Consider the following 13,914-nt stretch of genomic DNA (forward strand, 5'->3'; position numbering starts at 1 on the left):
TGTGTCCTCCTTAGTGCGCGACGGCGGCGGCGGCCGCTTCGTCGATCAGCCGCCCGGTGCGGAACCGGTCGAGCGTGAAAGGCGCGTTGATCTTGTGCGGTTCGTCCTTGGCAACGGTCCAGGCCAGCGTATGCGCCGCGCCCGGGGTCGCCTTGAACCCGCCTGTGCCCCAACCGCAGTTGACATAGAGCCCCTGCACCGGGGTCTTGCCCAGAATGGCCGACCGGTCCGGGGTCACGTCGACGATGCCGCCCCATTTGCGCAGCATCCGCATGCGGTTGAAGATCGGAAAGACCTCGCATATCGCCGCCACGGTGTGTTCGATCAGCGGCAGGCCGCCGCGCTGCGAATAGCTGGTGTACTGGTCGGTGCCCGACCCGATCACCAGTTCGCCCTTGTCGGACTGGCTGATATAAGCGTGCACGGTGTTGGACATCACGACGCAGGGGAAGATCGGCTTGACCGGCTCAGAGACCAGCGCCTGCAGCGGATAGCTTTCGAGCGGCATGCGCACGCCCGCGGTTTCCATCACCACGCTGGTGTGGCCCGCCGCCGACACGGCGACCTTCTTGGCCTTGATGAAGCCCTTGGCGGTCTCCACCCCCTCGACAGCGCCATCCGGCCCGCGGCGGATCGCGGTGACGGGGCAGTTCTGGATGATGTCGACGCCACGCGCCGCCGCACCCCGGGCATAGCCCCAGGCCACGGCATCGTGACGCGCCGTGCCCGCGCGCATCTGCAGCGCCGCGCCCATGACCGGATAGCGCGCATCGGGCGCGATGTTGAGCGGCGGGCAGAATTCCTTGGCCTCTTTCGCGCTCAGCCACTTGTTGTCGACGCCGTTCAGGCGATTGGCGTGGATGTGGCGCTGGAACGACTGCACATCGTGCACATTATGCGCCAGCATCATCACGCCCCGGCGCGAGAACATGACGTTGTAGTTCAGTTCCTGGCTCAGCCCTTCCCAAAGATCCAGCGCGTGATCGTAGAGCCGCGCGGATTCGTCATAAAGGTAGTTCGACCGGATGATCGTGGTGTTGCGCCCGGTGTTGCCACCGCCCAGCCAGCCCTTGTCGATCACCGCGACATTGGTGATGCCGTGCTGCTTTGCCAGGTAATAGGCCGCACCCAGCCCGTGCCCGCCCGCACCGACGATGATCACGTCGTATTCCTTCTTCGGCTGACTGTCGGGCCATTGCTCGGTCCAGTCCTTGTTGCCGGAAATCGCATTCTTCAAAAGCGATAGCGCAGAGAATCGGGTCATGTCACAGGGCTCCGCCTTGGGTCGGGATGAACCTGTGCGCTATCAAAGATCGGGCGGCGCGGACTGGACGATTGCGGCAAATCCGCTGTATCTTTGCGGCATGAGCACCGCTTCGCCTGCACGCCGCCACCTGTCGGTCGGCTTTCTTCTGGCCGACAACTTCACCCTGTCGGCTTTCGCCAATTTCGTCGATGTGCTGCGGCTTGCCGCGGACGAGGCCGACCGGTCGCGCCCGATCTTTTGCGACTGGACGGTGCTGTCGGCGGACATGAACGCCGTGCGGTCGAGCTGCGGCGTCAAGGTGCAGCCCGACACGCGGCTGCGCAACGCCGGGCGCTATGACTACATCGTCGTGGTCGGCGGGCTGATCGGCGATACGCGCGGGTTGTCACCCGAGGTGCAGGGGTTTTTGCGAAAGGCGGCGGCCGATGGCGTGCCGCTGGCGGGGCTTTGCACCGGTGTTTTCCTGCTGCATGAGGCGGGGCTGCTGGAAGGCTACCGTTGCTGTGTCAGCTGGTTTCACCACCGCGATTTCATCGAACGCTTTGCCGATGCCACGCCGGTGTCGGACCAGATCTTTGTCGTGGACCGCGACCGCCTGACCTGTTCGGGCGGGCATTCCGCCGCGCATCTGGCCGCCTACCTGGTCGAACGGCACGTCGGCCATTCCGCCGCGAGCAAAAGCCTGTCGATCATGATCATCGACCAGGCGATGAGCGGCGAACGGCCACAGCCCGGTACGCCGTCGACCCTCAACGCCCGCGACGCTGTGGTCCGCAAGGCGCTGTTGCGGATGCAGCAGAACCTCGACGCGCCCGAAAGCATCGACGACCTGGCGCGGCACTTGCAGGTCAGCCGCCGCCAGCTGGAACGCCGGTTCCGCGAGGACCTCAAGATCACGCCCGCGCGCGCGGCGCAGCACCTGCGCCTCGATGCGGCGCGGCAATTGCTGGTCGGGGGCGATCAGAGCGTGACCGCCATCGCGCTCGACTGCGGGTTCTGCGACGCGTCACACCTGATCCGGGCGTTTCGCGCCGAACTGGGCCAGACCCCGGCGGAATACCGTGCGACGGCGCGGCGCCTGCCTGTGGAGTCGTCAGGATAATCGTTCGTCGGCGTCACGTGGTAGGATCAGCCCGCCGTCGCGCGGCAAGTAACAGATGCACCGCTGCCCCGGCCAAAGCGATCACGACGGTCAGCACCAGCAGCGCCGTGACCCCCAGCCCCGCCAGCACCGCAAGCATGATCGGCGTGCCCATGACATTGCCCAGGTTGCCGGTCTGCGCGATGGCGCCGCTGGCCATCGCCTGATCGGCGCGGGTGTGGTTCAGCTGCGGGATGGCGGCAAAGCTCCCCCCCTGCACGAGGCCCATCGCCCCCAGCAGCACGATGCACCCCAGCGGGCTGACCCCCAGCGGTATCATCAGCGCCGCCAGACAGGCGCTCAGCGCAAAGCCCACCCAGACCACCGTTACGGCGGGCAGCAGCCGCAGGAGCGCGACACCGATGGTCAGCGACACCACGATGCTGATCAATGGCATGGTCCCGGCGACAAAGGCACGGACATCCGGCGGCACCAGACCCGGCAGAACCGTGACCAGCGCCACGAAGCTGAAGGTGTAGAAGACCCAGCCCAGGGCCGGGGCGGCGACACGGGGCGACCGGTAGGTCGCGATGTGCTGCGCCTTGATCTGCGCCCAATCGAATGCCGGCGCCGCGTTGCGATCCGGCGTGTCCCGCGGGATCAGGAGCAGGAGCACAAGACCGCAGAGCCCCATGTAGACCGCGTGCGCCAGAAAGATCGGCACGGGCCCGCTTTCGATGGCCACCGGTACGGCGATCCAGGCCAGAACCGCAAAGGCGACCCCGAAAAACGTGCTCCACAACGTCATCGCTGCGTTGCGCCAATGGTCGGGGGCATGGATGGCGATAAGCGTGGGCGCGGCAACGACGACGCCCAAATGCGACAGGCCCTCGAACGCGCGGGTGACCAGCATGAGCCAGAGCGGCCAGTCCATGGCCAGCCCGACCGCCTGAACAGCCGAGAGGGCAGACCCGAAAAACAGCGACCGCCACATGAGACCGTAAAGCCCGATGCGCTTTACCAGCATCCCCGCGACCAGCCCGAAGATGATCCCCAGAAGCGAGATCAGCGTAACCAGAAACCCCAGCCCCGCGCCCGCATCGGGATAGATCAGCGCCAGCTCCGGCAGGATCAGCGCGACCTTGGCGAACTGCGCCGCCGCGCCCAGCCCGGCGGCCCAGATCGTCAGAATCAGTATCAGTACCTTCATCGCACCCCTTTCGGCGCAACCGCCGCCCGTAGCACCTGCTTAGGTCGCAGCGGCTTCCCGCGCCACTGGTTTCAACCAAAGTACGCGGCAGCCCGCAGCGCCTTAGCCCGCGGCAGGCGGCAGCGGCGCAACCTCGCGGCAGACGCGGCGCAGCCAGGCGCTGAAACGATGGACGGCGGGCCGGGCGATCCATGGCGGGGTGACTATGAAATACTGCGATACGTGGCGGATCGGCACCGGCGCGATCCTGAGCCGCCCAGAAGCCAGCGACGGCCTGAGGTCCACCGTAGACTCCAGCACCAGCCCGACGCCCGCCTCGCCCGCACCGATCTCCAGCGCGTCGTCGCCAAGATCGCGCCGCAGCACCGACGCAGGGTCGATGCCGGACTGGCGCAACGCGTCGGCTTCCCAGCCGTCCTGTTCCGGGATCAGCCAGGGCACGCGGGACCAGTCGGTCGCAGGATCATCCACCAATGCCGGGGCGGCGCAGGCCACTGTCGGGCTTTTCAAAAGCAGTGACACGGTCAGCCCTGGCCAATTGCCGCCACCGGCCCGCACCGCCATGTCGAACCCTTCACCCACCAGATCGACCGCCCAGTCGGACGGAAAGAATGACAGTTCGTCGCCGGGATTATCGCGCCAGTAAGAAGCGATGCGCGGAAAGATCACCGCCTCGGCAAAGAAACTGGTGGTGGTAATCCGTACCGGACGCTCGGCTGTGCGCGCCTGCAGCGCCTCAACGCCTCCGGCGATCCGGGCAAAGCCTTCGCGCAGCCGGTCGGCCAGTACCTCGCCATCCGGTGTCAGTACCGCGCCGCGCGGGCTGCGCACCATCAGTTCGGTTCCCAGATGCTGTTCCAGCGCCTTGATCTGCTGGTTGACCGCGGCGGGCGTCACGTTCAGCGCCCGCGCCGCAGCGCTCAGGCTTTCGGACCCGGCCGCGACTTCAAAGGCGCGCAGGGCCGTCAGCGACGGCAGATTGGTCCAGTCAAGACCCATAGCTATTAGCTCACCTTACAGCCTGGAAATATTGCTGATTTCCAGATTCGCAGCGTGCCACTTAAAGTCAAAGACAGAAAGCCAGAAAAAAGGAAATCGCCATGCTTCCCGCCTATCCCGAGCTGTTAGATACGTATCAAATGTTTGATTCTGGTGGGCGGCCCCGGTCCGGCACACCCCCCCGCCTGCCCGAGGGGTTTCGACCGTCGCCCGGCCCATTGCGGCGCGCGCTGAAAGCCCTTTTCAGACGCCGTGACGGGCGGCAGCCGACGGCGGCGTCGGCGCTTCCGGCGCGGGGCTAATCTGGACAAGAAAAAACGCCCCGCCGGTTGGACGGGGCGTTCTTGTTCGGTAAAGCAGCGAAGGCTTACGACATCCACCACCGTTCGGCCATCCGGCCGTTGTCCATCTGCCAGAGGTTGCCGACGGTTTCGGGGTTCTGCACCTTGGTGCTTACCGCCTGGACGTAGTTGGCGAACATCGGGATGATCACGCCGCCTTCGTCACGCAGGATCATCTGCATTTCGGTGTACTGTTCGCGGCGCTTGTCGCTGTCGAGTTCCGCACGCGCCAGAAGCAGCAGTTCTTGGAAGCGGGCGCTGTCCTCGCTGCCCCACTGGCTGTCGTTCCACGGCACGCCTTCCTCGTAGGCGGTCGAGAACATCCAGTCCTCAGTCGCGCGGCCAGACCAATAGCAGGCGCAGAACGGCTTTTTCAGCCAGACGTTCGACCAGTAGCCATCCGCCGGTTCCTGCACGAGGTTGATGTTGATGCCGCCCACGGCCGCCGAGGCCTGGTACAGCTGCGCCGCGTCGACGGCCCCTTCGAACGCCGCGTTGGACGCCGACAGGTCGATGTCGAGAGAGTCCATCCCGGCTTCTTTGAGGTGGAACTTGGCCTTGTCGGGATCGTAGGTCAGCTGCTCCAGATCATCGGCGAAATACTGGTTGGCGGGGCCGATCGGGGTGTCGTTGCCGACGCGACCGTGGCCTTGCAGGATCTTGTCGACCATTTCCTGACGGTTGATGCCGTATTTCAGAGCCTTGCGGACGTTCACATCGTTGAACGGCGCAACGTTGGTCAGCATCGGGAAGGTATACTGCTGGTTGCCCGTCACCTCCTGAATGCGGATCATCGGATTCGCCTTGAGCAGCGCCTCGGTCTTGAAGTCGATGCGGTTGATCGCGTCAACCTGGCCGGTCATCAGCGCGTTCATCCGGGCGGTGTTGTCGTTGATGGCGATATATTCGATCTCGTCGAAATAGCCCGCCTCGTCACCCTTGTAGTGGCTGTCGACGCGGGTCGCGACCATGCGCACGCCCGGCTCGAAGCTTTGCACCTGGTAAAGGCCGGTGCCGATGCCGTTGGCGATGGCCTCTTCGATCTGGCCCGCGGGATAGATCAGCAGGTGATAATCCGACATCAGGTACGGGAAGTCGGCATTGCCGGCCTCGAGCGTCATCTGCACCTGGTGATCGGTGATCTTCTTCATCTCGGAGATCGCCGCCACGATGGGCTGAGCGGCGGATTTGGACCCTTCGGCCACGTGCAGTTCCAGCGACGCGATCACGTCGTCAGCGCCGAAGGCCTTGCCATTGTGGAAGGTCACGCCCTGGCGCAGGTTGAACGTCCAGGTCTTGGCGTCCGGTGTCGCTTCCCAGCTTTCGGCCAGTTCGCCCTTGAGCGATCCGTCGGCGGCCACTTCGGTCAGGCTGTCGAACACCGCGCCCTGGGCGCTGGCGATCATGTAAAGGTCGGAATGCGTGCGCCCGTCCCAGCTGTCCGAGGTGTTGGCCCCCGACAGGCCCGCGCGCAGGCGTCCGCCACGCTTGGCCTGGGCCTGCAGCGGCAGGCCGCTTGCGGCCAGAACACCGGCGGCGGCACCTGTCTTGAGCAGTCCGCGTCTGCTGATATGTCTCATCTTCGTCTCCCTGGTTGCAGTCTGTGCAGGGTATGCCCTGCGATTATGACACCCGTGTTGGCGGGCGATTCCCTAGTCCATCTTATTCACCGCAGCGTCGCCGATGTTATCAACTCCGCGTTCCTGCAGCAGGTTGCTGAGCCAGTCCGGATCCATTTCCGGCACCGAGCTGAGCAGCAGATCGGTATAGGCGTGGTGCGGCGGCTTGAACATTTCGACCTTGGGGCCCTGTTCGACCACCTCGCCATCCTTCATCACGACCACCTCGTCGGCGATCGACCGGACCGTGGCCAGATCATGGGTGATGAACATATAGCTGAGTTTCAGTTCGTCCTGCAACTTGGCCAGCAGACGCAGAATGCCTTCGGCGACCAGCTGGTCGAGCGCGCTTGTCACCTCGTCGCAGATGATGAACCGCGGCTCTGCCGCCAGTGCCCGGGCGATGCCGATGCGCTGTTTCTGACCGCCAGACAGTTCCGACGGCAGACGGTCGATGTACTGGCTGCCGGGCAATTCGATCTCTTCCAGCAGTTCCTCGACCCGGCGGCGTTTGTCGCGGCCTTTCAAGCCCATGTAGAATTCCACCGGCCGCCCGATGATTTCGCCGATGGTCTTGCGCGGGTTCAGCGCCGTATCGGCCATCTGATAGATCATCTGCGCCTGGCGCAGTTGGTCCTTGTTGCGCTTGCGGTAATCCAGCGGCAGCGACACGCCGTCGAATTCGATGGTGCCCTTGCGCGGCGGCAAAAGGCCGGTGATGCAGCGCGCGGTCGTGGATTTGCCCGACCCGGATTCGCCCACGACGGCCACGGTGCGGCCTTCGTGGATGTCAAAGCTGACGTTGTGCAGCACGTCGATCTTGCCGTACCCGGCGGTGATGCCCTGCACCGACACCACCGGCGTGGCGCTGGTGTGCACGGCGGGTTTCTGCGGACGCTTGAATTCGCGCACGGCCCAAAGGCTTTTGGTATAGTCCTCTTTGGGGTGGCTGAGCATCGCGCGGGTGTCCTGGGTTTCGACCTCGTCCCCCTTGAGCAACACCTTGATCCGGTCGGCCATCTGCGCCACCACCGCCAGATCGTGGGTGATGTAGATCGCCGCCGTGCCGAACTGGTCGACGATGTCGCGGATGCTGGCCAGCACCTCGATCTGCGTGGTGACATCCAGCGCCGTGGTCGGTTCGTCAAAGATGATCAGATCGGGGCGGCAGGACATGGCCATCGCCGTCATCGCGCGCTGCAACTGCCCGCCGCTGACCTGGTGCGGATAGCGAAAGCCGATGTTGTCGGGATCGGGCAGGCGCAGCTTGGCATAAAGCTCCATCGCGTCGCGTTCGCTTTCCGATTTTGACATGACGCCGTGCTGCGTTGGCCCTTCGGTATGCTGATCGATGATCTTGTGCGCGGGGTTGAACGACGCCGCCGCCGATTGCGCCACATAGGCGATGCGCTTGCCCAGAAGGCCGCGCTTGACCTCGGCGCTGGCCTTCACGAGGTTGATGCCGTCGAAATCGACCTCTCCCCTGGAAATGCGCACCCCATCGCGGCAAAAGCCCATGGCCGCCAGGCCCATGGTGGATTTGCCGGCACCGGACTCCCCGATCAGGCCCAGCACCTCGCCCTTATCGAGGTGCAGATCGACGCCGTTGATGATCGGGTTCCAGGTCTCGTCCGATCGGCCCTCGATCCAGATGTCCTTCATGGTCAGAAGGCGGTTCGGCGGTGTGTTCGTCATCGCCTCACTCCTTCAGGCCCGAGGATCTGTGCAGCATCCAGTCCACCACGAAATTGACCGCCACGGTCAGCAACGCAATCGCCCCCGCCGCGAGCAGCGGCGCGCTGGCCACCTGCGGCGCGAAGGAGGCAAAGTTGATGAACTGCGCCAGGTCCCGCACCATCGTGCCCCAGTCCGCCAGCGGCGGCTGGATGCCGACGCCCAGGAACGACAGCGACGCGATGGTCAGGAAGACGAAACAGAAGCGCAGCCCGAACTCCGCCAGAAGCGGCGCCGTGGCATTGGGCAGGATCTCCTTGAAGATCAGGTATCCCAGCCCCTCGCCCCGCAGCTTCGCGGCCTCGATATAATCCATCACGACGATATTAGCGCCCACTGCACGCGCCAGCCGGAACACCCGGGTGCTGTCGATCACGGCGATGATCAAGACCATGTAGAAGGTCAGCAGCCCCTTTTCGGATCCGGCCCAGGCGCTGGCGATGGTCATCAGCAAAAGCGCAAAGATCAGCGACGGGATCGCCATCAGCACATCCACGCCGCGGCTGAGCACCTGGTCCAGCCAGCCGCCCAGCGTCGCGGCCAGAAAGCCCAGCGTACCGCCGATGAAGAACGCAAGGCAGGTGGTGGCAAAGGCGATGCCCACGGTGTTCTGCGCGCCATAGATCAAACGGCTCAGGATGTCGCGGCCGATCTGGTCGGTGCCCAGCGGAAAGTCCGGGTTGCCGCCCATGGCGGGGTTGCCGCCGGGAGGGATGTTCGCGGCGACACCCGGCACGATCTGTTCCTGACCGTAGGGCGCCAGCGCCCCGGCAAAGATCGCCAGCAGCGCGTAGATCAGGATCATCAGAATGCCAAAGCTCGCCGTCAGCGGCATCTGGCGGAACATCTTTTTCGTGCCCGCCGTGCCGACCGTCCGGCCCAGCAGGCGGAACAGCCACGCCATGATCGCGAAGATCACGAAGCCTTCGATGGCGATGCGGAAGAAAAAGTATTTGTTGACCTCTGGCGGCTCGAGCGTGCGCGCCAGGTAATAGGACCAGACGATCCAGATCAGCAGCACGACCCCAAGCACATAGCCGAATGCCACGCTCAGCGGCATGTCGCGGTAGAAGGGTTTGCCATCGGTCGCCTTGATTCCGGCAAAGCGGAACACCCAGCCACCGGCCAGGCAGAACGCCAGCACGGCGATGATCTGCAGCCAGATGCTCATTTCGGGTGCCTCAGCCGTGGGTTCGAGATGATCGACATGATGTCGGCGGTGAGGTTCAGCAGAATGTACGCCCCCGCGAAGATCAGGCAGCAGGCCTGCACCACCGGGATGTCGCGGATCTTGACGCTGTCAACGAAAAGCTGGCCAATGCCCGGATAGACGAACACCACCTCGACCACGACGACGCCGGTGATCAGGTAGGCCAGGTTGAGCGCGATCACGTTGATGATCGGGGCCAGCGCGTTGGGCAGCGCGTGTTTCACGATCACCCGCAGCGGGCTGATGCCCTTGAGCCGTGCCATCTCGATGTAGGGCGACGCCAGCAGGTTGATGATCGCCGCGCGGGTCATCCGCATCATGTGCGCCGTCACCACCAGCGTCAGCGTCAGCGCGGGCAGCAGCGTCTTTTCCAGCCGTTCGCCCAGGCTCATCCCCTCGAAGATGTTCGACAGGCTGGGCAACAGCGGGTTCAGCACCGCCAGGAACAGGATGAGGATATAGGCAAGGAAGAATTCCGGGCTGCTGATCGAGCTGAGCGTGAAGATATTGGCGAACTTGTCGAAGGCGGAATTGCGGTAAAGCGCGGCCAGAATGCCCAGGATCACCGCGAACGGCACGGCGATCACCGCCGTCACACCGGCCAGAAACATCGTGTTCCAGAACCGCGGCGCGATCTGGTTGGCCACCGACGCCATGTTGGAACTGCCATCGGCCCCGACGAAACTGGCGAAATTCGCCTGCGCGAAGGAATTGCCAAGATCGCCCTGCACGGCGTCGCCCAGCCATTGGAAGTAGCGGACCACGGGCGGCTGATCGAGCCCAAGATCCCTGCGGATCGCATTCACCGCCTCGGGCGTGGCGCCCTGACCCAAAATCGCCTGGGCAAAGTCGCCGGGCAGCATGTTGACTGCCGTGAAGATGACCACCGAGACGATAAACAACGTCAGCACGCCAAGTGCCAGACGTTGCAGAATGATTTTGAGAACCGAATTCACGCGGCTAGGGCCACCCTTGATTTTGTGACACCCACGTTAACGTCTTCGCGCCCGCTGTAAACCCTGCTGTGGCCCCGGGACGCGCCGCTCGGGTCAGAGCGTCTCGGCGATCTGGTCCATGACCCGCACCAGTTCGGCGCTGATCCCCGGCTCTGACAAGGCATGCCCGGCGTTGCGGATCATCCGCAGGTCCGCATTGGGCCAGGCCCGCGCCAGTTCCCATGCCCGTACCGGCGGGCAGATCATGTCGTACCGGCCCTGCACGATCACCCCGGGGATGTCGCGGATGCGGTCGACGTTGTCGAGGATCCAGCCGTCGCGGTCGAGGAACCCGGCATTGGTGAAATAGTGGTTTTCCAGCCGGGCAAAGGCACGGGCATAATCGCCGGGCGCCTCGCCCCCCTGCCCGCTGGAATAGACCGAGGCCAGCGCGTTTTCCCAGGCCGACCAGGCGCGGCCGTACTTCGTCTCGATCCGCAGGTCGCCGGAAAAGAGCCGTTTGTGATAGGCGGCGATCAGATCGTCCTGTTCGTCCTCGGGGATCAGATCGACAAATCGCGCCCACGGCTCTGGCCAGAAGCGACCGGCGCCGCCGCCATAGAACCAGTCAAGCTCGCCCTGCGTCATCAGGAACACGCCCCGCAGCACCAGGTGGCTGACGCGCTCGGGGTGGCTGATCGCGTAGATCAGCGCCAGCGTCGCGCCCCAGCTGCCGCCGAAGACGATAAAGCGCTCGACCTCGAGCGCGGTGCGGATGCGTTCGATATCCGCCACCAGGTCCCAGGTGGTGTTGTCGGTGACGCTTGCATGGGGCCGCGACCGGCCACAGCCGCGCTGATCGAACAGAACGATGCGATAGACCCGCGGATCGAAATAGCGCCGCATCGACGGGCTGCAGCCGCCGCCCGGTCCGCCATGAAAGACGATGACCGGCACACCGTCGGGATTGCCGCATTGCTCCACATAGACGGTATGACCATCGCCCACGTCCATCATGCGCTGATCGAAGGGGTCGATCGGCGGATAAAGGTATTGAACTGCGCGTTTTTGGCCCAAGTCTTTGTCCATGCCTGATCTATATTGGGTTCAGCGGGGAAAAGACCATGGGAAACTCTCAGATGACAACCAACACCGTCGATCCGTCCGAAATCGCGAAGTTCGAAGCGATGGCCGCCGAGTGGTGGGATCCGAACGGCAAATTCAAGCCGCTGCATATGCTGAACCCCTGCCGCCTGGACTACATCACCAACCAGATCGCCGGAGAGTTCGAGCGGAATCTTGACGCGCCCGACGCCTTTGCCGGGCTGCGCATCCTCGATATCGGCTGCGGCGGCGGGCTCTTGTGCGAACCGATGGCGCGGCTCGGGGCCACGGTCGTGGGGGTCGACGCGGCAGAGAGAAATATTCCCGTAGCACAGACCCATGCGGAACAGTCGGGGCTCGACATCGACTACCGCCACACGACCGCAGAGGCGCTGGCAGAGACCGGAGAGCGGTTCGACGTGGTCCTGAACATGGAAGTGGTGGAGCACGTGGCCGACCCGCTGGGGTACCTCACCGCCTGCCAGACCCTGCTGAAACCCGGCGGGCTGCACATCTGTTCGACCCTGAACCGCAACCCGAAAAGCTTTGCCATGGCCATTGTCGGGGCGGAATACGTGATGCGCTGGCTGCCCAAGGGGACGCATGAGTGGTCCAAGTTCATCACCCCGGACGAGCTTTTCGACCTGCTGCGGCAGGCCGGGCTCGACCCGGTCGACCGCAAGGGCTTCCAGTTCAACCCGGTGACCTGGAACTGGCGGATATCGTCGCGCGACCTGTCGGTGAACTACGTGACGGCGGCGCTGAAACCGACCTGAACGACCGGGCCGGGTATCGGACGGCGTGGTGCCCAGAGGGCGGACGGGGCGCAGCCAAACTTCCGCGACTGGTGGTTCGCCGACCCTATCCTTTTTCCAGCTTCAGGCGAATCTCGCGCAACACGGGCAGCGCCGTGCGCACCTTCTGATCCCCCAGCTCTGACAGGATATCCGACACCAGCGGCGTGATCGCCGCCAGCGCCGCATCGCGCGCGGCAAGGCCCGCTGGCGAGATCGCGACCAGTTTCTTGCGCGCATCGTCCCAGTCCGGGCGGATGTGCACAAAGCCCGCCGCCTCGAGCTTGCCCAGCGTGTTGGTCATCGCGCCCCGCGTGACGTGAAAGCTGCGCGCCAGCTGCGCCGGGCTGCGCTCCTGCCCGCCGCGGGCCAGGTGGTTGAGCACCGAGAAATGCGAGATTTCCATGCGGTTCGGCAGCACCCGCGTCAGCCGATTGCGCAGCAACTGGTCGGCGGTCAGCAATTCGCTGATCAGGGTTATGGCAAGGGCGTCGATGGACGACATCAGGGCCCCGAAAACGCGCGGTCATGGGACAGCGACGGGATTCGCGCGCGCGCCTTGGCGACCTCGCCCAGGTCAAGGTCGACGAAGTGCGCGCCCACGGTTTCGCCCGCGTCCAGCAGCACCTCGCCCCAGGGCGACACCGCCATTGAGTGACCGTAGGTGCGGCGGCTCTTGCCTGCCGACGCCGCGTGCTGGCCGACCTGCGCGGGGGCCAGCACATAGCTGCCCGTTTCGATCGCGCGGGCGCGCAGCAGCGGTTCCCAGTGCATGGGCCCGGTGCCGGGCGAAAAAGCCGACGGTACGGTCAGCACCTCGGCACCGGCCTGCGCCAGCGCCCGGTAGAGGTAGGCGAACCGCAGGTCGTAGCACACGGTCATGCCGATCTTCGCAAACCCGGCATCGGCCAAAACGGCACGGCCCCCGGGGGCATATCCGCTTGATTCGCGGTAGGTTTCCGCCTCTGACACCTGAACGTCGAACATGTGCATCTTGTCGTACCAGGCCACGATGCCGCCGTCCGGCCCGATCAGGAAGGACCGGTTCACGAACCGCTCCTCGGGTGGCTCGGCCCGCAGCGCGAGCGATCCGATCAGAAGCCAGACACCCAGGCGCGCCGCCTCTTCCTGCAGGCCCGCAAGGGTCGGATCCTCGGCCTGCGGTTTCAGGACACGCGCCTGATGCTTGCGGTCCAACGACACGCAATTGGTGACCTCGGGCGTCAGGACGAGGCCCGCGCCTTCCTTCACCGCGTGACGCAGCAACTCCGACACCACCCGCAGGTTCTGCCCCGGATCGTCCGACGCGGTGATCTGCAGGAGGGCGGCGCGCATCAGGCCGCCAGAAGCGGGTCCAGCTTGCCCGCCCGTTCCAGCTCGTAAAGCTCGTCGCAGCCGCCCACATGAGTGTCGCCGACAAAGATCTGCGGCACCGTCCGGCCGCCGTTGGCGCGCTCGATCATCTCGGGCTTGCGGCTGGGGTCGGCCAGGACGTCGATTTCGTTGAACGTGGCGCCCTTGCTCTTGAGCAGGCGTTTCGCAGCATGGCAGAAGCCGCAGAGCGGCGAGGTGTAGATGTCGATGGTCGGCATGTCGTTATCCTTTATCCCTTTGTCAGGG

General features: G+C 64.7%; 13 protein-coding genes. 2 read left to right on the forward strand and 11 right to left on the reverse strand.

Going from position 1 to position 13,914, the window contains the following annotated elements; genetic code table 11:
* Window positions 1-10: 10 nt before the first annotated feature.
* Window positions 11-1,264: a sarcosine oxidase subunit beta family protein gene (locus ACOXXX_RS09725; RefSeq protein WP_422826376.1), complete on the reverse strand. Its 1,254-nt coding sequence runs from the start codon at window positions 1,262-1,264 to the stop codon at window positions 11-13.
* Window positions 1,265-1,364: 100 nt separating this feature from the next.
* Here ACOXXX_RS09725 and ACOXXX_RS09730 point away from each other — a divergent pair, with 100 nt between their 5' ends.
* Window positions 1,365-2,369: a GlxA family transcriptional regulator gene (locus ACOXXX_RS09730; RefSeq protein WP_422826377.1), complete on the forward strand. Its 1,005-nt coding sequence runs from the start codon at window positions 1,365-1,367 to the stop codon at window positions 2,367-2,369.
* A 13-nt stretch (window positions 2,370-2,382) separates the two neighbouring features.
* On the opposite strand, the gene ACOXXX_RS09735 is transcribed toward ACOXXX_RS09730, so the two are convergent.
* The 7 genes from ACOXXX_RS09735 to pip all read right to left on the reverse strand — a co-directional run bounded on the left by ACOXXX_RS09735 (window position 2,383) and on the right by pip (window position 11,485).
* Window positions 2,383-3,558 carry an MFS transporter gene (locus ACOXXX_RS09735; protein ID WP_422826378.1) on the reverse strand — a complete coding sequence of 392 codons (1,176 nt, stop codon included), beginning with the start codon at window positions 3,556-3,558 and terminating at the stop codon, window positions 2,383-2,385.
* A gap of 102 nt (window positions 3,559-3,660) precedes the next feature.
* Entirely contained in the window at window positions 3,661-4,557 is an 897-nt protein-coding gene (locus ACOXXX_RS09740; RefSeq protein WP_422826379.1) for a LysR substrate-binding domain-containing protein, read from the reverse strand.
* A gap of 367 nt (window positions 4,558-4,924) precedes the next feature.
* Window positions 4,925-6,478, reverse strand: a complete 1,554-nt coding sequence (locus ACOXXX_RS09745; protein ID WP_422826380.1) for an ABC transporter substrate-binding protein — start codon at window positions 6,476-6,478, stop codon at window positions 4,925-4,927.
* A gap of 72 nt (window positions 6,479-6,550) precedes the next feature.
* Entirely contained in the window at window positions 6,551-8,212 is a 1,662-nt protein-coding gene (locus tag ACOXXX_RS09750; protein WP_422826381.1) for an ABC transporter ATP-binding protein, read from the reverse strand.
* 4 nt (window positions 8,213-8,216) lie between these two features.
* A complete protein-coding gene (locus tag ACOXXX_RS09755; protein WP_422826382.1) occupies window positions 8,217-9,422 on the reverse strand; it encodes an ABC transporter permease in 1,206 nt (401 codons plus the stop codon).
* On the reverse strand, window positions 9,419-10,417 hold the full coding sequence (locus ACOXXX_RS09760) for an ABC transporter permease (RefSeq protein WP_422826383.1): 999 nt from the start codon (window positions 10,415-10,417) through the stop codon (window positions 9,419-9,421). The genes ACOXXX_RS09755 and ACOXXX_RS09760 overlap by 4 nt, the downstream gene beginning before the upstream one ends.
* A 93-nt stretch (window positions 10,418-10,510) precedes the next feature.
* Window positions 10,511-11,485 (reverse strand): prolyl aminopeptidase, encoded by a 975-nt coding sequence (gene pip, locus ACOXXX_RS09765; protein ID WP_422826384.1) that lies wholly within the window; start codon window positions 11,483-11,485, stop codon window positions 10,511-10,513.
* A 50-nt stretch (window positions 11,486-11,535) separates the two neighbouring features.
* On the opposite strand from pip, the gene ubiG reads away from it, so the two are divergent.
* Window positions 11,536-12,276 carry a bifunctional 2-polyprenyl-6-hydroxyphenol methylase/3-demethylubiquinol 3-O-methyltransferase UbiG gene (ubiG, locus tag ACOXXX_RS09770; protein WP_422826385.1) on the forward strand — a complete coding sequence of 247 codons (741 nt, stop codon included), beginning with the start codon at window positions 11,536-11,538 and terminating at the stop codon, window positions 12,274-12,276.
* 85 nt (window positions 12,277-12,361) lie between these two features.
* On the opposite strand, the gene ACOXXX_RS09775 is transcribed toward ubiG, so the two are convergent.
* Genes ACOXXX_RS09775 through grxC form a run of 3 tightly spaced genes read right to left on the reverse strand, consistent with a single transcriptional unit; the run spans window position 12,362 to window position 13,886 of the window.
* The gene (locus ACOXXX_RS09775; protein WP_422826386.1) at window positions 12,362-12,799 is read right to left on the reverse strand and encodes a MarR family winged helix-turn-helix transcriptional regulator; all 438 of its coding nucleotides are present in this window, start codon (window positions 12,797-12,799) and stop codon (window positions 12,362-12,364) included.
* Window positions 12,799-13,629 (reverse strand): carbon-nitrogen hydrolase family protein, encoded by an 831-nt coding sequence (locus tag ACOXXX_RS09780; protein WP_422826387.1) that lies wholly within the window; start codon window positions 13,627-13,629, stop codon window positions 12,799-12,801. The genes ACOXXX_RS09775 and ACOXXX_RS09780 overlap by 1 nt, the downstream gene beginning before the upstream one ends.
* Window positions 13,629-13,886 carry a glutaredoxin 3 gene (grxC, locus tag ACOXXX_RS09785; protein ID WP_422826388.1) on the reverse strand — a complete coding sequence of 86 codons (258 nt, stop codon included), beginning with the start codon at window positions 13,884-13,886 and terminating at the stop codon, window positions 13,629-13,631. The genes ACOXXX_RS09780 and grxC overlap by 1 nt, the downstream gene beginning before the upstream one ends.
* Window positions 13,887-13,914 lie beyond the last annotated feature (28 nt).

Origin of the sequence: Thalassococcus sp. BH17M4-6 (genome assembly GCF_049323015.1) — a bacterium.
GTDB lineage: Bacteria > Pseudomonadota > Alphaproteobacteria > Rhodobacterales > Rhodobacteraceae > Puniceibacterium.